The organism is Maribellus luteus, from assembly GCF_003576475.1.
GTDB classification, from domain to species: domain Bacteria; phylum Bacteroidota; class Bacteroidia; order Bacteroidales; family Prolixibacteraceae; genus Draconibacterium; species Draconibacterium luteum.
Genome location: NZ_QWGR01000018.1, coordinates 61,796 through 83,522, shown reverse-complemented (window position 1 = coordinate 83,522; position 21,727 = coordinate 61,796). Strand labels below are relative to the sequence as shown.

Sequence of the window (21,727 nt, the reverse complement as noted above, 5' to 3'; positions counted from 1 at the left end):
TCAGTGATTTAAATTATCAGTTGTTTCTGTTTTGCCGGCTCCCAAACGATCTACATAAACCTCTTTGCGCGCGCCAAGGTAATGTTCAAAATCCTGCATGATGGCATTGAAAAACAAGTCGCCTATCAGCAGATAGCCCTCTCGGGTAAAATGAATTTTATCGCTTTGTGCCAACTGGTTCTTCTGCCACAGAACGATCGAGTTGAGTCCCCCCATCACCGAGAACATATCCCATACGCCTGCGTTGTATTTCGCGGCCATCCGGAACATGCTTTCGCGCACTTTTTCACCGTTTTTATTCACATAACGCCGGTATAAATAGCTGTCGTTATTGGTGGTAAAAACAATGGCAGCATCCGGTGCCGCCCGTTTAATTTCATCTACCAGCTGATCGTAATGATCTTCAAAACGATCCTGCGAAAACCGCCTTCCGTACGCATCGTTGATACCAATTCCGAGTATCACCAGGTCGGGCTTCAACGCTGCCAGTTGCTTTTCAAAAAGCTGGCAGCGCAAATAGGCTGGCACGTGCGCACCGTTCACCCCAATGCTGTGGTACATGATTCCGTTGGCTGCCGATTCGGTAGTAATTCCAAACAAGGTAAAACTTCCGGTGGAGCCGCTTTTGCGTGTCAGACTCAGCGTTAAACTGTCAACATAAGTGTTCAGCGAAAAATCCAGGTACCCGTCGCCCACAGAAACAGTATCCAGTATCGCCGGATCAACCGACAACTCGTAATTCTTTCCCTTATTTTCGAAATAAACCCTGAATTGATTGAAACGATAATCCAGCGTATTTTCTTTTTCAAGTAAAATGGTTAACTCTGCTTTGGAGGAGTTCGTTGTTGCCGACATCCCTCCCACTCCGAGCGTTCCGCTTTTTCGGCTTTCCACATTTCGGAAACTCTGCCAGCTACCGGTATGGCGGATGTAATAGCCAAAAGGCGAATTGGTGCGCGAAATCCGGTAGGGAAACATGTAACCCCAGCCGGCATTCATTTCTCCGTTGAGGGTTTGAAAACGGTTCCGCATCTGCCCCGAAAAAGTACCCGCCTGAATATGCGAGCCCCCGATATGAACAATATTTATCCGACCTTCACCCGTAGTTATTTGTTTTTCCAGCTTTGAATAGAAGCGATCGATCGAAGTACGTTTCCCCGGAAAATGCATTTCATTCAGATCGTACCGAATAAAATTGTACGGGTTTACGCGGTAGAAATAAGCCTCCTCCTGTGCAACAGCCGCCCATTGAGAAACAATGAAAAGCGCGATAAAAAAGCAAACAGCTTTTACACTTTTCTTCAGACTCTGAACTCTGAACCCTAAACTCTGAACTCTGACCCCTGAACTCCAAACTCCTCTCATCAAATCTCCTCCTCCAGGTAATTATTGAATTCAAAAATCAAAGCATTGTAAAACATATTGGCTACCAGCCTTGCTCCTTTGGGCGAGAAATGCACATAATCGGGGCGGGCCAGTTCGGGAACGGCATTCACCCACGACGGCATACTGTTGTGGCCGCCCATTGCACGGTACATATCCCAGTAGGCGGCGTCATTGGCAAGCGTTACCTTTTTGAGCGCCTCGACCACCTTGGGCAAATGTTCGTAAGTAACGTAACGGTCTTTTTCTTTGGTTGACATATCGCTGGGCCCGATCACAATAATCGCTGCTTCGGGGCACAGTTCCTGTATCCGTTTGATCTGGTTTCCAAACCAGCGTGCATAGCGATCGATCGCCTTCACATCCTTGATGTATGGCATTACGTTTCCGCCAAACTGCAGGATAAACAGGCGGGGATCGAGGTCGCTGTACATTTTCAGGTCGTGTTCAAAATTAGTGCGGGTAAAAATGGTACCCGAGCTTCCACGCAACGCGATGTTATCCATGATTACACCCGATCGCGAAGCCAGTTCAATTCCGTAAATATCAGGACTGTCGTAACCGGCAAAACGCAGGGTTATACTGCTGGTGGAATCCGGAAGCTCGCTTTCCACCACGCCGTAGCCCAGATTGGCAGGCAAGGTTTTGGTTAAAACCGTGTCACCGCGGGCAATAACTGTAAGCGCCACCGGGCTTTTGGCGTTGCCGTAGAAAAAACGCATGTGTTCGTATTCCCGTGTTTTCACATACGAAATATCCGACTTCGAAACATTCATTTCGGCTTCGTACCAGATCGAATCGCGGAAAGGCACAGAATCGGGAACCAAAGGTGCATAGCGCGAAAAAGCCCCCATTACGCCGTAATTGTTATGCGTGACCATCGTGTCTACATTTCCATAGATCGGGTAACGTTTCCAGTTACCGGTATTCTCTTGTTTGGCGCTGAAAACATAGTCGTAGGGCTGAAGTGCCGGGCGCAAACCAACCCCTGTTCCGCCAAAACGAACCTGTAATTTATTTCGTACAAACGAAGTAATCCGGTCTCCCTCAATCTGGCTGTCGCCGTAATGCATGATCCGAACCAGCGAATCGTTTTGAAGATGCCCGAAGAATTTTTCCAGGTTCTTTCGCCCCTCGTGGTTCATTTCCAGTTTCCGGATCGACTTCACCAACTCATCGTAATCGGCACCATGCACCACTTCGGTAGTGGTTTCTCCGGCCATGGTGGTGTCCATTTCAATTTCCACCACCGAATCAATTTCAAACTGATGGCTTACCAGGTCCGAAATATCGGCGTACTCCTCCTGTTTGCTTAGTAACATATCCTCAAAAGTGGGCATGTGGAAAGTAAAACTCCCCACTTTCACTCCCGCTTCCGGAGTGATCCACATGGTTCCGGCCAGGAGCACAAACACGCCAAGTGTAAAAAAAAGTGTCTTTATGGGTTTCATTCGCTTACGTATATGGTTAGTTTTTGTCCGATCTGGATTTTTCGCGCATCGTCAATACCGTTCCAGTAAAGAATGGCTTCGGGTGTTACGCCACCGTATTTTTTGGCAATTACATAAGGCGACTCGCCGCTTTTTACCACATGCTCCACCTTATGCGCCGAAGCAGGTATCTCCCAGGTCTTTTGCTGACTGGCTGTAGCTGCCCCCTGCCCTGCTTTTCCGGAAGGCTGTTTTTGCAGGCTCCGGTAATAATCCGCTTCGTTCTCGTCTACAAAAATCGCCAGCTGTTGTCCCGCCTGAATTTTCCGTTCGTTGTAAATATTGTTCCAGTATTTCAGGTCTTCCACCTGCACGTTGTAATCCTCGGCAATGTAGCCCAACACATCGCCGCGCTGAAGGGTGTATTTGATTTTTACTTTCCCTTCTATTTCCAGGTCTTTTACTTTTTCGCCAATGTATTGCCGCGTAGGCGCCGGTGCATATTCCACTTTTTGTGCCACCACCTCAAACAGTGTTGAGTCGTAAGCATTAAAAACGGAATCCTGCCAAAGAATATAATTTTCTTTCATACCTCCGGGAAGCAGCAAGGCTTCGTTTTTATCGCCCGGGATAATCGAGTACCGAAACTGCGGATTCAACTTCTGAAGACTTTGTAACGGAATATTCATCACCTGCGACACCTGCTGCAAATGCATTTTTTGCCGTACCCAAACCGTATCGATTGTCAGAAAAACCGGTGTAATGCCCGATTTATACCTGTTTTGAAAAACCGCCAGCGCCTGCCAGGCAGCAAGTGTTTGCGAAACCGGTGCAGGCAAAAGCGCCAGAACTTTTTCTACCGAAATACTGTCGCCGCAGCGTGTAAGGGCATTTCTGAGAGCAGTATTTCCTGCTAAAAACGCGAGTATTCCCCACTCCGGCGTTCCAAAAACCTGTGTACTGTTTTTGATTTCGGCCACGGCAGCACGAGTTGCCTCTTCTGCTTTCAGGCGTTCGTCTACCAAACGGTTAATTTCCAAGCCATTCAACACCCCCTGAAAATGGGTCAACTGCCAGAGTCCGGCCTTTTTATCGTTTCCAGCCGCAGCTGTGTTCATCATCGACAAGGCCATGGGCAGGTAGTTCAACTCAGCAGGCAATCCGGCTGCCTGAATTTGCTTCTCCAGCAACGGTTCGTAACAAGCAAAAGCTCGAAGTACGTTTTGTTTACCGGAAAGCGGCAATCCATCAAAAAAGTGGTAGAAAGAAGTAAAGCCAGGAAGTTCATCCGGAAAAACCGTCCATTTCAGGTTTTGAAAATCTGCGGACAACGCATTGCCTGAGTCGGTATAATTGAAAGACGAACTGTCAGAAACGATCATCGCCTTACTCCAGGCGTCCAGTTCAGCAAGGTGATTTTGTACACTCACCTGGAAAAGGCTGTCCTGCGCCTGGGCGGAATACGAAAAACCGGCGAAAATCGCAGAAAGCAAAAGAATGAGTACGGTATTTTTACATGGCTGGCTCAATTCGGGATACTAAATTATTTAAGCTGCAAAAATATCATTTCAATGCAGAATGAAAACCGGTGAGCCCGAAAAAAGGATTTTATTTGGGAAAAAGACCCGGCCTATTGGTCCTAGCTTGAGTTTCCTCCATGTCTTTTCAAAATCTTTAAAATCCATTGTGCTCTTGTCTTATCCGCGTCATTTCAGAATATTTCGAGTAGGCGCCTCAAGCCAAATACTATTTTATCGCAAGTTAGGTAGCATTATTTTATTAATCATTTTCTTTAACTCCGCTACGTTCAGCTCTTTCCCATTAATCTGTCTATGTAGCATTGAATGACAATTTGGGCAAACCGGTATCAAGTCCTTTTTATAGTTAATCTTATAATTTGAACCAATCTCATGAATAGGAATTAAGTGATGGATATGTATAAAATCTTCACCTATTTCCCCATACATCTCCTTAAAATTTAATCCACAAATTTGGCAATTCAGGCCATGGTATCTAATCGCATTTTCTCTAGCTTTTGAACTTCTCTCATACTTATTTACCAAAATTCTTTTTTGGGCTCCTTCATAATCTAACATATCTTCAGATATCATATCAGGAAAATAGTCACTCTGGTAGTTATCTGTAAAATATTTCTCGATGTAGCTTAGCAAGTCTCCCTCTTTAATTTTGACGGGCCCCTGGGGAGCGGCTTTCAGCCCATTTGCTTTTAAATTATCAAGTTTCATATAATTATTTGAGATTTGCTCTACCAATCTCAAAGTCATATACTTTCCTCCCTTTGATTTTTGATACTCTTCCTTATCATACCAATACTCTTCGTCATCTCTTATTTGTTCAAAATCTAAATCAATTCTCTCTACTTTACATTTATATTGAAGCATCATTAGCGGCCTGGTACAATAAATGTAAACAGTATCTCCGACCTCATATTTTGTATTTCCTTGTCTCCAATCTATAAAACCATAATGCTCAAATGAACTAGAATGGTCATACATTTTTGAATTTGCTGAAATTATCCAATTCATAGCTAAGATTTATTTATAATAAAATATTGCCTGTGAGTTTCCGGCCAGTGAAAACTTACCACTACCGGGGAAACGGGTATCCGGGTTTAGTTTTGTTCATAATTGAATCTATTTCAGGAGCCGGTGATTTATTTTTTAGTTTTCCGAAGATAACAAGAAAAACGTTTTTTAAAAGCTGCAAAAATACATTCCTCAGTATTGTTTTCTTCTTACCTGCTACCCCTGGCCCGGCGGGCAATCTCAAGCTCCCTTGATTCTATTTTATGGTAGAAATAATAGATCAGAAAACTCAAATAACAATTTCCGGCACCGCAGTCAACAAAAACCAGTTTTCGTTTGCGGGATGTATTTCGTAGTTCGGCGTGAACGATTTCAAGGTAGGCTATAATTTGCTCTATTTTCACCTGCTTGTCGGGGGATGAATTTGCGAACCTGTCCTGAAGTTTTAACAAATAGAAAAGATGGTTCAGTTCTTCCCTGGTATTTTTATCAATAAGCATTTTCGTGTTGTATTCACGAAGCAATCTGTTAAAATAAATTTTATGAGGACATACTGAAAATAAGAAGTAGAGCTAATAAAATCTAAATACAACAAACTGCTTCCGTTAATGAAAGTTTGAATTTTAAAAGGCACTTACATGCGCCTTAAAGCAGCGTTTATATTGTAATCAGATTTTGCGTTCCCAAGCCGCCTTTAGCGTATGGGTTGAATTCTCAGCATTGCTTTTTTATGTTCGGCCGTAAAGATATAAAAAACGGAGAGCCTGCCTAAATAAATTCAGATGTTGTGCACGCTCTTCAATAAAATGAAAATTCAGCCGGCGGGAAATCCCGATTTGTAGTATCTTACTAAAGCATTTCAGCAGCAAAACGGAAAACCTTCGGAAACGTTCAGTGGTTTAACTAACATCAGCACCGTGTTATGAAGATACTTTTGACCGGCGTTACCGGGTATGTGGGCAAAAGAGTTCTCCCCGTCCTTATCGACAAAGGACACGAAGTGGTGTGCTGTGTCCGCGAGAAAAGCAGGCTTACGCTTCACAAACCGCTGCTCGAAAAAATCACGATCATCGAAATCGATTTTCTGAACGAGGTGGTTCCCGGCACTCTTCCTGCCGACATTGATGTGGCCTACTACCTGATCCATTCCATGAGCTCTTCAAAAGCAAAGTTTGACGAACTGGAATCGAGCGCTGCCCAAAATTTCAAAAAGCACATTGAGGCGACAACGGCCAAACAGGTGATTTACTTAAGTGGCATCTCGAACCAGGACAGCCTCTCGAAACACCTGCGGTCGAGACGCATGGTGGAAGAGATTTTGCACAGCGACCGTTATGCGCTCACCGTTCTCAGGGCCGGCATCATTGTAGGCTCGGGCAGTGCTTCGTTTGAGATCATCCGCGACATTGTTGAAAAGCTGCCGGTACTGATCACCCCAAAATGGATACTGACAAAATCGCAACCCATTGCCATTCGCGATGTTATCCAGTTTTTGGTGGGGGTTTTGGGCCGAACCGAATGTTACGGAAACAACTACGACATTGGAGGCCCCGAGGTTTTGACCTACAAAGACATGATGCTGCAATATGCCGAAATGAGGAAATTAAAACGCCGCGTTTATACTACTTCCCTCATCTCGCCGCGGGTTTCGTCGTACTGGCTGTATTTTATTACCTCCGTTTCGTTCAGCCTTTCGATAAGCCTGGTCGACAGCATGAAAACCGATGTTACCTGCAAAGACAACCAACTGGCCGAATTGCTGAAAATACAACCCATCACCTACCAAATGGCGCTGAAATATGCCTTCCTCAGAATAAAACAAAACCTGGTACTAAGCAGCTGGAAAGATTCCATCATCAGCAGCAGTCTGGGGCTTACCCTTTCCGATTTTATCGAGGTGCCCAACTTTGGCTGTTACAAAGACATTAAAAAACTGAAGGTCGGCAACGTAGACCAGGTAATTCACAACATCTGGCAGATTGGCGGAGGCAAAGGCTATTACTACGCCAACTGGCTGTGGAAAATAAGGGGTTGGTTCGATTTGCTGCTGGGCGGCGTTGGACTGGCAAGGGGAAGAAAGCTGCCCGAAGAAATTGCCACTGGCGAGGCGCTCGATTTCTGGCGGGTACTTTACGCCAGCCGCGAGAAAAAACGTTTGCTCTTGTTTGCTGAAATGAAACTGCCTGGTGAAGCCTGGCTCGAATTTAAAATCGACGAGAACAATGTTTTGCACCAAACCGCCACTTTCCGCCCGCGGGGAATTCTGGGACGGCTTTACTGGATCGCCACCTCCCCTTTCCACTTCTTTATTTTTAACGGAATGATCCGCAACATTGTGAAAACCGGGGAAGAAAAAGCTGCTTAGCCGCAATCAGAAATGTCTTTTACCGGATGCTGGATACTCGATTCTGGATATTGGATATTGGATATTGGACATTCAATCTTTGAACTCTGAACTCTAAACTTCCTCTCCCTTCTCCCCGGTCTGCAATCCTTGTTCTGTTTATAGTCAGTCGGTGTTGGCAACGGCTTGTTCTGCTTCCAGTTTTTCCAGCATTTTTTTGGCAGCGGCAATCTTGATTTTCCGGTTCTTTTCAATCATCTTTTGGGTAATATAGGCTTCAATCCGGTGATGCATGGGCACCAGTATGGCTGCTGCAATTACCATAACGATAAGCGTATAGACGGCAGAGAAGTTAACGACCGGGGCAATCTGACTGGCCAGGTACAGGTTGATAAATTCAAAAACCAGCAAGAGGATAAAGATCCCCAAATAGCTCAGCCACTTTTCACTCACGATAATACTGCGGCTCAACAAAAGAAAAAGCAGGATAAAAATGACAATCACTCCGGCAATGGCAATGTATTGCAGGTTGGTTTTTTGCTTTTGCAAAAGAACTGCCCGTGCTTCCTCTTTTTCCTGCTGCCGGGCCATTTCTTCGAGCGAAAGTGCCTGAATCTTGTTTCTTTTTTCCTGGTTGTACAAGCTGTCTCTGGCAGCAAGACTAATCTCCAGGTAGGCGTAGGCACTGTCGAATACCTGCTGTGTTTTGTAATAGTCGGCCAAAAAAGTACCCGCCAAATGAACCAAATCGGTCAGTCCTTCCTTTTCGGCTTTTGTGTAGGCATAGTTGGCGTAATGCAGCATGGAGTCGGGCAGTTCTTTAAATTTGTAGATCTTTGCCAAGCCCAGCGCAGCCATTAAACTGAAGTTGTCCGGGTTATGCCTGTCGTAAGCATTTTTATAATATTCCAGGGCCATTTGCTGCTCGTCCATTTCAGAATAAATTCCCCCCAAATGAAGCGAGGTAACTCTTTCGCGGTAGATGTCGCGTTCCCGAAGGGCAATGTCATACGACTGCAGCACATAAAAACGGGCAGAATCAAGCTTTGCTTGGGCAAAATAAATCTGGCCGATGTTGGCCAAAGCAACTGCTGCTCCCCGTTTATCGCCAATTTTTTCCTTGATCTCAAGCGTTTGTGAATTGTACTTTAATGCCTCCTGGTAATTGCCCAATACACCGTGTATGTTACCAATGTTGCCGGTGGTATTGCTGATGCCGGTCCAATCATCCACCGATTCGTATTTTTTCAAGGCAACTAATTGCAATTCCAACGCCTTGGGATAATTGCCGGTGGCGTAAAAGGCATTGCTCATTACACTTAAGGCACGGGCTTCTCCACGGATATAATTACTTTTTTGGGCCAGCAGCAGGGCCTCGTTTGCCAGGAGCATCGTAGAATCGGGCTTCGACGTGTGGTACAAAAACCCCAGCCGGTTTAGCTGAATAACACGCAGCGTATCGTCGTGCCGGGTTTGCAGTTGCTGTCTTAAACTGTTTATTTCTTCCTTCTGTGCCCTAAGGCCGGGGCTTACGGCTATTAAAAAGACGACAAGAATCAGCTGTTTAGGCAAGATGCGAAACTTTGGGGAGATTAATTTTAGCATGTTCAATCAGGTATAAAAATGTTAAATGCAACGAGGTTCCTTTTGTAAAGAGCTAGGTTTTAATTTCATAACAACAATAACAAAAGCAATAGGGTTCACCAAACGAGTAAAAATTATGTAAGCCAATGAACATCTGAATGAGAACGATACGCACCTTTTCGCATCGCATGACCTGAGGCTGTTCCGGATGCTCGATGCTGGATGCTGGATACTGGATACTGGATACTGGATGCTGGATGCTGGATATTAGACATTCGATCTCTGAACTCTAAACACTGAACTCTGAACTACAAAGGCTCAAGTGCTTGTTACAACCTGAGACGTTTAAAAACAGTGCATTCCTGCTCCATGAAACCAGCCCCCGGACGGCGGCCATTAGCTGCGACCATGAACTTCCCGGTCTGGCTGTTTACTCTTTAGGAAACTACGTAATTTGATAAAATATCCCAACCATATCTTTAGAAAACTACGCAATTTGATAAAAATTCACCATCAAATCTTTAGAAAACTACGTAGTTTGATAAAATATTTCAGTCAGATCTTTAGGAAACTGCGTAGTTTCATAAAAATTCGCGATCATATCTTTAGGAAACTACGCAATCTGATAAAATATCGTCACCTTATCTTTAGGAAATTACGTATTTTCATAAAGTATATTTCGCTTGTAATATGCTTTTTGCCTCGCGGCATTCTTTTTTGTCGGTTTTAACGCAAGCGCCAACACCTCGTCGGGTAGATGAATTTTATAAAATCGGCGTAGAACAAGTGCGGCCACTAAACCGGCACCTCCTCCTGGAATCTTTGCTCGAGAATTTGAATAAGTGCTTCTTTGGAAATACGGCGTTTGATTTCGCCTTTTTCGGCTACTGAAATGGAACCACGTTCTTCGGAAACAACAATCGACAAGGCATCGGAATTTTCCGACATTCCTACGGCAGCCCGGTGCCGCAGTCCCAGCGCCTTATCCAGCGATTTGGAAGTGAGTGGTAAAATACAGCCGGCCGCCACAATCCGGGTTCCTTTAATGATGATCGCCCCATCGTGAAGCGGAGAGTTTTTAAAAAACAGGGTGCGAATCAGCGACGAAGAAACCTCAGCATTGATCAGTTCTCCGGTATTGATCTGCTCGTTGAGTTCCGAATTTCCGGCGATAATGATCAGCGCGCCTGTTTTGGTTTTCGACATCGACTCGCAGGCATCCACCAGGCTGGCAATCTGCTGGTGATTGATCACCTTTTCCTTCCCAGCCCCAAAAAGTTTGTCAAACGACAAAAGCCGGTTCAGGTTGTACCTGCTTCCGATAATTACCAGGAATTTCCGGATCTCGGGATGAAATACAATAATCAGCGCGAGCACCCCCACCCCGATGAACTGCCCCATGATCGATCCGAGCAATTCCATGTTTAGCGCCTTTACCACCAGCCATAACAGATAAAGCGAAAACAGCCCGACAGCAATATTAAAAGCAACCGTACCTTTTATAAGACGATACAACTGGTAAATTAAAATAGCCACCAGGATGATATCGAGGATATCGAGAAACCGTATGGTAATAAAAGCGGAGATCACTTAATAGATGCTTTAATTTCACAAAAGATTTTTACGGCTTCCACCGCTTCCTTCACATCGTGAACACGAAGTATATCGGCGCCTCCCAGCAAAGCCAGCGTGTTGGCCACACTGGTGCCGTTCAGGGCTGCTTCCGGAGTAATGTCAAGCGCCTTCCAAATCATCGACTTACGACTTAAGCCAACCATTACCGGCAATTGAAATACTTTAAAAGCATCGAGCCGGTTCAGCAATTCGTAATTATGATCCAGCGTTTTTCCAAACCCAAAGCCGGGGTCGATGATCACATCTTTCACGCCTAACTTGGTAAGTTTCTTATACTTTTCAGCAAAATACGACGAAATATCCTTGATAATGTCGGTATATTCCGGGTTATCCTGCATGTCTTTCGGAGTTCCCTGTATGTGCGACAAAATATACGGAACCTGCAGCTGAGCCACTGTTTCAAACATTTTAGAGTCGAGCATACCTCCCGAAATATCATTCACAATGATCGGCCCTATCTCATCCACCACGCGAACAGCCACCCACGAGCGAAAGGTATCGATCGAGATGGGAATATCCGGAAAATTCGCCCGAATAGCCTGGACTGCCGGCAGCAAACGCCCCAACTCAAGTTTGGTCGAAACATTCTCGGCCCCGGGGCGGGTCGACACGGCTCCCACATCAATAATCCCCACTCCTTCGCGGATCATTTCTTCCACTGCCTTAAGCATGGTTGTTTCGTCATCCATTTTCCCGCCATCGTAAAACGAATCGGGCGTGATATTTACAATCCCCATTACAATTGGAATGGAAAGATCAATCTGACTATTTCCTAACTGAATTGAACTGTTACGTTTAAGGAATTTGCCTGCAGACTGTGTAATCAACATAACATTAGTCTCATTTATGTTTAACAAATCATTAAGGACTTATAACAAGCCGTTAACTACAAAAGTAGAATAAAACAAGTCAAATTTGCCATTTTTTCATACTTTTATCTCTTAATTTAGCAATGTGGAAACGATTAATTGGTCTATCTTTCCGCCCTGAATTGAAATCCGGAAAAGCAGCAATAAATTGAACATGGAGAAGACAAACCAGCAATACGATCGGGTTATAGAAATATGCCGAAATTTGTTTAACCAGAAAATGACAGACTATGGCACTGCCTGGCGTATTTTGCGGCCTCAATCCCTGACCGATCAAATTTACATAAAAGCCCAACGCATCCGAAGCATCGAAGAAAAAGGCGTTTCGAAAGTAGGCGAAGGTATTAAGCCTGAATTTATCGGTATCATCAATTACTGCATCATGGGTTTGGTGCAACTCGAACTGGGCCCTTCCGACGAGGAACTTCCCGGAGAACAGACACTTGAACTCTACGATAAATATTTCTTGCTGGCCAAAAAACTGATGATGGACAAAAACCATGATTACGGCGAGGCCTGGCGAAACATGCGCATCAGCTCTTACACCGATCTGATCCTTATGAAAATAAAACGTACCAAGCAGATCGAGGACAATCGGGGAAAAACCCTTGTGTCGGAAGGAATTGACGCCAACTACATGGACATGATCAATTATGCGGTGTTTGCAATGATCAAAATTGAATTCGAAAACGAAGATTAAAAAACTATGGTAAAAATTCTGAAACACCTGGCCCGGATTCTGTTCGGACTTGTTTTTATATTTTCCGGTTTTGTAAAAGGAATCGATCCGCTGGGGTCGACCTATAAATTCACCGATTACTTTCATGCACTGGGGCTTGATGGCCTGGTGTGGGCAGCTTTCCCGCTGGGGATTTTGCTGGCTTTTGCCGAATTTGCCATTGGCGTGGCCTTTCTCTTTAACTGGCGCATGAAGTGGTTCTCGTGGCTGGGCCTGCTTTTTATGGCCTTTTTCACACCGCTTACACTGTGGATCGCGGTTAAAAACCCGGTTACCGATTGTGGCTGCTTTGGCGATGCACTTGTTATCTCGAACTGGGAAACCTTCTACAAAAACCTGTTATTCTCGGCACTGGCCATTATTGCCGTATTCAACCGCCAATGGTACTCAGAGCAGGTAAAAACCAAAATGCCACTGGTACTGAGTTCCCTTACTTTTGTGGTGTATTTCGGCATGGTTTACTATTCGTACAACCACCTGCCGCTGATCGATTTCAGGCCTTACAAAGTAGGTACCCACATTCCGGAGGCCATGAGTGTTCCGGAGGGCGCCCCCCAGGATGAATACGAAAACATTTTCTACTACAAGAATAAAAATACGGGCGAAGTAAAAGAATTCACCGAAGAGAATTACCCCTGGCAGGATACGGCCAACTGGGAATACAACGATATGGTGTCGAACCTGGTTCAAAAAGGATACGAAGCTCCCATTCATAATTTTATGATTGAATCGCCCGAAGGAGAAGACATTACCGACTTTTTTATTTACGACGAAAATTATGTGTTTATGCTCGTTGCCTACGATCTGAGTAAAGCGAACACCCGTTCGCAAGACCGGATCAATACTCTGGCAGATTGGGCACTCACGCAGGGCTATTCGTTTGTTTGTCTCACTTCGTCGCTGCCCGATGAGGTGATGGACTTCGCCGACCAGCACGGTACACCTTACGAGTATTTCAACGTGGACGAAGTGACACTGAAAACCATCATCCGGTCGAACCCGGGTTTGGTAGTGCTGAAAAACGGTACGGTAATCGCCAAATACCACGCCAACGATATTCCGTCGCCCGAAGCATTTCAAAAAGAATTTGAGGAGTAGGTCTGACCATATAACCGTTAAAGACTTAAAGCAGACTACAATATGTAACGACGTGCAGAGAACACAAAGGCAGAATCCCAAATAAAAAGCGAATGATCGATTTAGTTAGAAAACAGAACCTTCGTACACTTTCAACTAAGAAGAATACTGAGGTGCATTCCTTTTTATCTTAATCAAAATTTCCTTTTTATTTTTTTGTACTTCTTCAAGATCATAATCATCTTGTAATCCAAGCCAGAATTTTGCAGTTGTTCCAAAATAAGAAGCCAACCGGAGCGCTGTGTCAGCTGTAATTCTTCTTTTTCCTTTTATAATCGAAGAAATACGGGTCTGTGGAATATCTGTATCTTTCGATAGTTTGTAAGCAGATATTTGTAAAGGCACTAAAAACTCTTCAAGTAAAATTTCGCCTGGGTGAATATTTTCTAATTTATCCATTTCTTGGTTCTCCCTTTTTAATGATAATCGGTTATCTCAACATCATGCGCATTGTTGTCAATCCACCTAAAAACAATTCGCCACTGAACATTAATCCTGATACTGTAAAAATCAGAACCTTGTAACTTCTCCAATCGGTTTGATGGAGGGATTCGTAAATCAGACCAACTTCCCGAGTTATTTAGCATTCTTAGCTTTCTTCGACCAACCTGTTGAACATCAGGAGGCATGCCTTTCACACGTTCTCCATTCCATATCTTTTCCGTATCTTTTGATCCGAACGAAACAATCATACTATCGCACAGTATTACTAACGCCAAAGGTAATTAATTTATTTTAATCTTTCAACTCATCCTGTTCAACGCCAAACACATCGCCCAAAGCTAAATCAAATGAATAAATGGTTAATTGTAAACGCGACAGTCTTGTGATGCAGGCTAATATCGTTTAAGCTGCTAATTTTGTGGGCGTTTTAAGATTGATCTAATCTATTAAATAAATTACCAGAATATGAGACAAAAAATAGTAGCCGGCAACTGGAAATGCAATACGACCCTGCAGGAAGGTATCGAATTGGCAAAAGCAGTAGATGCTGTTGTAGCAAAAGAAGCTGCAAGCGATGTAGTGGTGGTGGTTGGAACTCCTTTCACTCACATTACCAAAGTAGTTGAAACAGTAAATACTGAAAGAATCGGCGTTGCTGCTCAAAACTGTGCAGCCGAAGCCAGCGGTGCTTTCACCGGAGAAGTTTCTGCCGAGATGATTAAATCTACCGGTGCAGAATACGTAATCCTTGGCCACTCAGAACGTCGCGAATACTATGCTGAAACCAGCGAGATTCTGAACAAAAAAGTAGCACTTGCCCTGGCAAACGGTTTAACTCCGATTTACTGCTGTGGCGAAGCACTCGATATCCGCGAAGCCGGCACACACAACGAGTTTGTTGTAAACCAGTTGGAAGAAACTGTTTTCCAGCTTTCTGCTGAAGATTTCAAAAAAATCGTTATTGCTTACGAACCCATCTGGGCAATCGGAACAGGTAAAACTGCTACATCAGACCAGGCGCAGGACATGCACGCAAACATCCGTGCTGCCATCACCGCTAAATTTGGAGAAGAAGTAGCTGAAGGAACCTCTATCTTATACGGTGGAAGCTGCAAGCCAAGCAATGCCAAAGAATTATTCGCCAACAAAGATGTTGACGGCGGGTTGATCGGTGGTGCTTCATTAAAAGCCGAAGACTTTATCGGCATCATCAACGGATTCTAAGAATAAGCTCTTTATTCTTTAACGATATTTTCAAAAACCATGGTTCTGAACTCAACAGAATCGTGGTTTTTTTTTGCTTACGTCAGAATATTTCCCTTGTCTTTTAAGCGAAATTTGCCCTTCAAAGTCACTTTTTTGAAGCTTCGTATCACTTAATTTGTAATTTAGTTGCGGAATGCTGAGTGAATTATATCTAACCAATAATTCAGGAGGGGGCAGAAACCCGCTCTGCAGCAACGTAATTGCTCAATAAATAAGGCAGTATGAAGTATCTGATTGTACTTGCAAGTTTCACGGTAACCCTCTCCTTTTCAAGTTGTAATAATACAGCCAAAAGATCAGAAGAAGTGGCTTCCTATACCTACGAGGAAGAGAAAGTGGAAATGAACAATCAGTTAAAAGCTGCCATTCCGGCCTGGGTAAAAGAGGGAACCATCTGTTACGGGCTGGTCGTACAGATTGACCAGGAAAAGAATCCGGTGAAAGGCAGGCCTGTAAAATCCAAAGTGGTGCAAATAGGCAAAGATGCTGTAAAAATGAAAGCCCTTGAAACGGTTAGCCTGGTCGAATTTGAAAGCTGCTCTAAAATGGGTATCAGCAAAGGCGAAATCTGGGATGAAAAGGAGGGAGATCTGTACCTTAGCAAGGAAGAAGCCATAGAAGCGCTCAAAAAAATGAAAATCTACAAGCTGGCAGAAGGAACAACAGCAAACTAGCGAAATGGCAGGGATGAAACCTCGGAACGCCATGCTGACCTTCGACTAAGGGATGACCACATAACATAATTAACTTGGCTAACACTAAACTCATAAATAAATCAGTCAAAATGAATTTACCTAACATAAACAACGACAACGGAGTGGTGACGGTAAACACAGAACTTGACGAAAGTTTCCGGCAAATTTTTGCGATTACTTATGCAGACTCAATGACGAACATGGTGAATGTGAAACACACGCTTTTAAGCGATTCGTTAAGTGTTATATACTCTACAGACCAAACAAGCAAAGTACTTTGTATGTTTGATATTTCAGCTGAGACTGAATAGGCAAAACAAACCAATAAAGAAAATAAAAATTCAACCATATACATATAGATTGTGAGCTATGAAGATTTTTACTTTACTGTTTTTTATCGCGGGGCTAAGTTTTCTGTCTATGGGGCAAAACCCGGTATTTAACTGGGAGAAAACAGAGCTTAGCGAAAACCTCCTGAAAAGGATGGAAATAAACGGGAATAACGCCATTATTGCGGGTTACGACAATGCCTTCTTTAAATCAACCGACGGAGGAGCAAGCTGGGATACTCTAAATTTGATTCAGCCCGTATTCAATCTTTTTGACATAAGTGTAAAAGGAAATACCGGGTATTCAATTGCCCGATCAAAAATGCTTTACAATGCCAAACACGACGTTTACGCCGATGGCTTTATTATGAAAACAAGCGATGGTGGGACCACCTGGGCCGTAGTGGATGCACCTGTATTTGAACCGGCCAATAACCCGGCTCTAAGCCCAAACGATACACTTTGTTATGCCATCGACTATCAGTCCATCGAAACGGTGAACGACACTGTTGCTTTTTGCGGTGTGAGATGGTTTTCGTACACCAATACCAACCGTGTTATACACAACGGAATTTTCAAAACCCAAGACGGAGGCTCTACCTGGACCAACATAAGTGGGGACATGGGAAGCAACGTAACATCGTGCATCACTTTTTGGGGCGATAACGGGTTTGCCGGAGGAAACAAACATTTATTCAAGTTATCAGCCAGTGCAGATACTGTCATTAACTGCTTTGATAAGTTATCGGACAATGGACAAGGCTTTATCAGTGACATCTCAATGGTCAGTGAAAATGAGATACACCTGGTTACATCCCGTGATAGCGTTTCTTATTCGACGGACGGAGGTATAAATTTCAGCAAATATCCCGGCATAAAAGGAGGACAGGATATCTTCAATGTAAATGACTCAACGATGGTGGTTAGTGGTATCTCCAACAATTCTTTTGTTTCGACCGACTCGGGACAATCGTGGAAAAACCTAAACCTAAGCACGTCCATTTATGAGATTGCCGGTATAATGAGCGATTCACTGATTTTGCTGGCCAATTCGGCCATCTATAAGATTGCGATCAACGACCTTTTATCCGGGAATTATACGTTCTCTTCAGAAACACTCGGAAACGGGAACTTACAAAAAGCATATATTGCCAATGAAAATGAAATGACAGTGGTTGGTTACGAAGCCAACTTCCTGAAAACGACTGATGAAGGGGCAAGCTGGCATTCGGTTGAAATACCCCATATTCCGGCCATGGAGCGTTTCTACGAGAACATTGATTTTAACGGACTAAGTATGGTGGGCGATAAAGGCTATGCAAGCTTTAACAAAATCAGATTTGTAGATTATAAAACCAAAGACGACATCTATTGGTCCGGAGGCATTATTTACACCGAAGACAACTGGGAAACCTGGAACTTTCTCGACGTTTCCAAAATTGGTAAAAATAACCCCGAAGACATAAGCATGAATCCGAACCACACCAATTGCGGTGGAGTTAACACCGGGATGCTGAAATATACTTCAGATGATGTGCTACTGCTATACTGCGACTGGAATGATTACATTGCCGAAAGAGCCGAGCACGGGCGCATATTCAAAACAATGGATGGCGGAAAAAACTGGTTTCCTGTAAGTGACGATTTTTTAAAACTTTCTATCAATAGCTTGCTTGTTCAGGGAGACACAATGTACATTGGAGGGTACAAAACCCTGCAAAAGTCGACCAATGCTGAAATAAAAACAGGTACTTCCATTATTGATTTTACCAACCTCTACCCTATTTTGGACGAAGGAGAAGACGATGCCATGTCGGTTAATTCGGTTTGGGCCGATAAAGACGAGCTTTTTGTGATCACAACAAGCGACAGCTGTTTTATGTCAACCAACGGAGGCTCCTCGTTTTCCGCATTTGGCGAGACAATAGGAAGCAACGATTTTTATCGTTTTGACAATAATTCAGCAATGTTACTCGGAAGCAGCACAAAATCCCGATTCACCAATAACATGACTGACTGGGTTGATTGTTCCCCGGGAGTAAACATTTACACTATAGGCGGCGTGTACAACGATAAAATTTATGCCCTGGCTAAAGGTGATATTTATTCAACCAGCATCGAAGGTCTTGATATTAAAACCTCGGTTCCCTTAACCCAGTTGAGAAAAGGACTAAACGTTTATTATGGTTCACATTCGGTTCAGGTGGTTGCTGACAACGATGAAATTGAAAGATGTACCCTGTATTCCATCAATGGAAAAATGATATCGGTACACCAGCCGAACAACCGTACTTACCGTTTCGACACGCGTAATTACCAACCCGGGATTTACATTGTACACTGTGTTGTTGGAGGAAGAGCCTTTTCCAATAAGGTCATTTTCAAATAAAAATGATATTTCCTGATTCTGAATACCTAAGTACAGGATCAGGAAAACTCAGACTTTATGCATATCAGCTATGTCAGGAAAGCAATTCATACTATCGTTTATTTTTTGGTTCGGCCTTTTTAACCAAGGGAATATTTTTGCCCAGGAGAAGATAGCCGTAAGCGGGAAAATAAGCGATGCAAAAACCGGAGATCCGGTAATGTATGCCAACATTGCTTTTCCGGAACTGGGCATTGGAACTTCTTCCAACGAAAACGGCGAATTCACCCTTCGGAATGTTCCGCCTGGCACCTATAATTTCACCGTAACTTATATTGGCTACCAGGAATACACAGGAAGTATTACGCTCCAAAAAGATGTTGACCTAGAAATCAAATTAAAACAGCAATCGCTTGGATTAAAAGAGGTGGTGGTAACGGCGGAGAACAACACCGGAGTAACGACCTCAACTAAAATCGGAAACGAAGCCATTAACCACGTCCAGGCAACCAGCCTGAACGAAGTAATGCAGCTGATACCGGGAAACCTGGTGGTAAATCCCAACCTGAAAACTCCTGCAAGAATAAGTATCCGTGAAATTGGAACCGACATAAACAGTGCGCTCGGAACAGCCATTGTCGTTGACGGCATCCCATTTTCGAACGACGGAAATATGCAGCAAAGCATCCAGGAAGGTTTCTCGTCGGTGGCCGGAACCGGAATAGACCTCCGGCAAATCGCGGTCGATAACATCGAATCTATAACGGTAGATGTTGGCATCCCGTCGGCCGAACAGGGCAATCTTACTTCGGGAGCAGTTCAAATAAAAACAAAAACGGGCGGCTCACCTTATCGCGTTAAGCTCCAAGCCGACCCACATACCAAACAGGCTTACCTCGGAAAAGGCTATTTGCTTTCCGGTAACCAAGGGGTTATTAACATTGATGCAGGTTATACCGATTCATATGGAGACCTGAACCGCCAAACCGATCGTTTCAAAAGAGTCAACACTTCGGCCAAGTACACCAATACTTTCTTCCGGAATTCCACGCCTTTGAACATCGAATGGAAGATGGATTTTACGAGCTCGCTGGATGGGAAAAAATGGGATCCGGATATGAAAGCCCGTGAAGAACATTTTGCAAAAGACAAAAACCTGAATACCAAGATTTCTGCTTTGTGGTCGGTCAACAAAAGCCTTTTCAAAAGTCTTTCATTCGATTTGGGAGTAAGTAAAACCTGGCAGGAAGGCTACGAAAAAACGCTTGAAACAACTTCGACAGGAGCCAACTTTTTTGTTACCTCTTTGGCCGATGGTGAATTCCCGGTTGAGTACGGCCCTGCTACCTATTACTCGGAAGTGAATTACAACGGACGTCCGTTTGATATTTATTCGAAGCTCAAAGCAAAGTTTTACCACCAAACAGGGCGTTTAAGCAACAATGTTCTGCTTGGAACCGAATGGCGAACCACCGGCAACAACGGAGAAGGACGCATTTTTGATCCCACACATCCTCCGGCAGGAGAAGGAACCCGCCCGCGGCCTTTTACTGATATTCCCTCGTTGCACCAACTTTCTCTTTTTGCAGAAGATAAAATCGATCTGAAACTGGGAAAAACCGTTCTTCACATTATGGCCGGTATTCGCATGGACAACATTCAGCCCAAAAGTTTTCTGAAAACAAATGGCACTTTGGCTGTTGATCCGCGCCTGAATGTAAGCTACACACTCATCAACAGAAATAGTTCGCACACCTTCCGAAATATCACGCTTAGGGCGGGTTACGGACAAACCACCAAAGCTCCTACCCTCCTTCATTTATATCCCGACAAGCATTACAGCGACTACGTCAATTTTAACTACTACCCCGACCTCGCAGTGGTAACCACCAACGTGAAGGAAGACACACGTAATCCGGAACTGAAAGCTTCTACCAGCGAAAAACTGGAAGCGGGAATCGACTTCAGGGTCAACAATGTAAAAGCACGAATTACCGGTTTTTATGAAAAGCAGGAAGGTGGTTTTATCCTGGATCATAACTTTTTCCTGTTAATGTATCGTCAGTACGAACAAATTGCACCGGGACTTCATCCTTATTTTGTGAAAGGCCAAGGAGTTTATTACACTGCCCCGGACACAGAAACGCCGGTAGCAGTCTCCTATGAAATGAATGAGAAATTTTACAGCTACGGTATCTACCGGAATGCACAAAGCCGGAGGAAAAGAGGCATTGAGTACAACATTGATTTTGGCAGGATTGAAGCATTGCACACATCCTTTGTTTTGAACGGCGCCTGGTTACAAACAGAAACGCACAGAACAGATGCACCCTACTGGAACCAGCAACATTACACCACTTATAACAACAACATCAGCACACAGGAATCATTTGTAGTAAAATTCCCCAACAAGTACGGCTATGGAGTTGTTCAGGAGCGGCTTAACTCGAACCTCAGCATTATCACACACATCCCGGAGATAAGGATGCTGGTAACCCTCACAACACAGGCAATATGGTACGAAAAAGACTGGAGAAAACGTTACGATGATTATCAATTATATTCACTCAGCGATCTTCGCGACTACCTCGGACAGCCCAACCTGTTTCAGAACGAGCAAGAAGATGAATATTACTATTATCTGCCGGTAAGTTACCGGAACTACGACGACGTGGAGCACCCCTACCTGGTTGCAGACTTTCAGAATACCCTGGCACAGCAAGCCATCGAAAAAGAAAAACGTTACCGCTTTGCAGCCCGCACTCTTGATCCGCTTTTTGTTTTTAACATCAAAATTTCGAAAGAAATTGCACAACGTTTTAAATTATCCTTTTTTGCCAATAACTTTCTAAACATACGCCCCTGGGAACTTGATAAACGAGAAGGCACTTACCTTCGAAGAAATGCAGAACCTTATTTTGGAGCAGATATACGAATGCAATTTTAACAAACCTAACA

At 43.9% G+C, this 21,727-nt stretch carries 18 protein-coding genes; 8 read left to right on the top strand and 10 right to left on the bottom strand.

Going from position 1 to position 21,727, the window contains the following annotated elements; translation table 11 throughout:
• The 5 genes from D1614_RS20975 to D1614_RS20955 all read right to left on the bottom strand — a co-directional run bounded on the left by D1614_RS20975 (position 1) and on the right by D1614_RS20955 (position 5,859).
• Positions 1-1,365: a GDSL-type esterase/lipase family protein gene (locus tag D1614_RS20975; protein WP_119439954.1), complete on the bottom strand. Its 1,365-nt coding sequence runs from the start codon at positions 1,363-1,365 to the stop codon at positions 1-3.
• Positions 1,365-2,834, bottom strand: coding sequence for a GDSL-type esterase/lipase family protein (locus tag D1614_RS20970; RefSeq protein ID WP_119439953.1), 1,470 nt, complete (start codon positions 2,832-2,834; stop codon positions 1,365-1,367). Before D1614_RS20970 ends, D1614_RS20975 begins: the two co-directional genes overlap by 1 nt.
• Entirely contained in the window at positions 2,831-4,342 is a 1,512-nt protein-coding gene (locus D1614_RS20965; RefSeq protein WP_119439952.1) for a LysM peptidoglycan-binding domain-containing protein, read from the bottom strand. The genes D1614_RS20970 and D1614_RS20965 overlap by 4 nt, the downstream gene beginning before the upstream one ends.
• A 222-nt stretch (positions 4,343-4,564) precedes the next feature.
• The gene (locus D1614_RS20960) at positions 4,565-5,359 is read right to left on the bottom strand and encodes an HNH endonuclease (protein ID WP_119439951.1); all 795 of its coding nucleotides are present in this window, start codon (positions 5,357-5,359) and stop codon (positions 4,565-4,567) included.
• A gap of 209 nt (positions 5,360-5,568) precedes the next feature.
• A complete protein-coding gene (locus tag D1614_RS20955) occupies positions 5,569-5,859 on the bottom strand; it encodes a methyltransferase (RefSeq protein WP_119439950.1) in 291 nt (96 codons plus the stop codon).
• Between the two features lie 422 nt (positions 5,860-6,281).
• Here D1614_RS20955 and D1614_RS20950 point away from each other — a divergent pair, with 422 nt between their 5' ends.
• Positions 6,282-7,724: an SDR family oxidoreductase gene (locus D1614_RS20950; protein WP_119439949.1), complete on the top strand. Its 1,443-nt coding sequence runs from the start codon at positions 6,282-6,284 to the stop codon at positions 7,722-7,724.
• 144 nt (positions 7,725-7,868) lie between these two features.
• On the opposite strand, the gene D1614_RS20945 is transcribed toward D1614_RS20950, so the two are convergent.
• The 3 genes from D1614_RS20945 to folP form a co-directional block, all read right to left on the bottom strand.
• Positions 7,869-9,275, bottom strand: coding sequence for a tetratricopeptide repeat protein (locus D1614_RS20945; RefSeq protein ID WP_162304591.1), 1,407 nt, complete (start codon positions 9,273-9,275; stop codon positions 7,869-7,871).
• Between the two features lie 807 nt (positions 9,276-10,082).
• Positions 10,083-10,877 carry a diadenylate cyclase CdaA gene (cdaA, locus tag D1614_RS20940; protein WP_119439947.1) on the bottom strand — a complete coding sequence of 265 codons (795 nt, stop codon included), beginning with the start codon at positions 10,875-10,877 and terminating at the stop codon, positions 10,083-10,085.
• Complete coding sequence (folP, locus tag D1614_RS20935) at positions 10,874-11,752, bottom strand: dihydropteroate synthase (RefSeq protein ID WP_119439946.1); 879 nt, start codon at positions 11,750-11,752, stop codon at positions 10,874-10,876. The genes cdaA and folP overlap by 4 nt, the downstream gene beginning before the upstream one ends.
• Positions 11,753-11,945: 193 nt before the next feature.
• Here folP and D1614_RS20930 point away from each other — a divergent pair, with 193 nt between their 5' ends.
• Both D1614_RS20930 and D1614_RS20925 read left to right on the top strand, forming a co-directional pair.
• On the top strand, positions 11,946-12,491 hold the full coding sequence (locus tag D1614_RS20930; protein ID WP_119439945.1) for a DUF1599 domain-containing protein: 546 nt from the start codon (positions 11,946-11,948) through the stop codon (positions 12,489-12,491).
• Between the two features lie 6 nt (positions 12,492-12,497).
• Positions 12,498-13,628, top strand: a complete 1,131-nt coding sequence (locus tag D1614_RS20925; protein WP_119439944.1) for a BT_3928 family protein — start codon at positions 12,498-12,500, stop codon at positions 13,626-13,628.
• A 135-nt stretch (positions 13,629-13,763) separates the two neighbouring features.
• Here the strand turns inward: D1614_RS20925 and D1614_RS20920 are convergent, their stop codons facing one another.
• Both D1614_RS20920 and D1614_RS20915 read right to left on the bottom strand, forming a co-directional pair.
• Complete coding sequence (locus tag D1614_RS20920) at positions 13,764-14,066, bottom strand: HigA family addiction module antitoxin (RefSeq protein ID WP_119439943.1); 303 nt, start codon at positions 14,064-14,066, stop codon at positions 13,764-13,766.
• Positions 14,067-14,083: 17 nt separating this feature from the next.
• On the bottom strand, positions 14,084-14,386 hold the full coding sequence (locus tag D1614_RS20915; RefSeq protein ID WP_241558146.1) for a type II toxin-antitoxin system RelE/ParE family toxin: 303 nt from the start codon (positions 14,384-14,386) through the stop codon (positions 14,084-14,086).
• A gap of 190 nt (positions 14,387-14,576) precedes the next feature.
• On the opposite strand from D1614_RS20915, the gene tpiA reads away from it, so the two are divergent.
• The 5 genes from tpiA (at position 14,577) to D1614_RS20890 (ending at position 21,716) form a co-directional block, all read left to right on the top strand.
• Positions 14,577-15,335 (top strand): triose-phosphate isomerase, encoded by a 759-nt coding sequence (tpiA, locus tag D1614_RS20910; protein WP_119439941.1) that lies wholly within the window; start codon positions 14,577-14,579, stop codon positions 15,333-15,335.
• A 263-nt stretch (positions 15,336-15,598) separates the two neighbouring features.
• On the top strand, positions 15,599-16,051 hold the full coding sequence (locus D1614_RS20905) for a hypothetical protein (RefSeq protein WP_119439940.1): 453 nt from the start codon (positions 15,599-15,601) through the stop codon (positions 16,049-16,051).
• A gap of 110 nt (positions 16,052-16,161) precedes the next feature.
• Positions 16,162-16,383, top strand: a complete 222-nt coding sequence (locus tag D1614_RS20900) for a hypothetical protein (protein WP_119439939.1) — start codon at positions 16,162-16,164, stop codon at positions 16,381-16,383.
• A 58-nt stretch (positions 16,384-16,441) separates the two neighbouring features.
• Positions 16,442-18,790: a T9SS type A sorting domain-containing protein gene (locus D1614_RS20895; RefSeq protein WP_119439938.1), complete on the top strand. Its 2,349-nt coding sequence runs from the start codon at positions 16,442-16,444 to the stop codon at positions 18,788-18,790.
• A gap of 70 nt (positions 18,791-18,860) precedes the next feature.
• Complete coding sequence (locus tag D1614_RS20890) at positions 18,861-21,716, top strand: TonB-dependent receptor (RefSeq protein ID WP_119439937.1); 2,856 nt, start codon at positions 18,861-18,863, stop codon at positions 21,714-21,716.
• Positions 21,717-21,727: the final 11 nt, after the last annotated feature.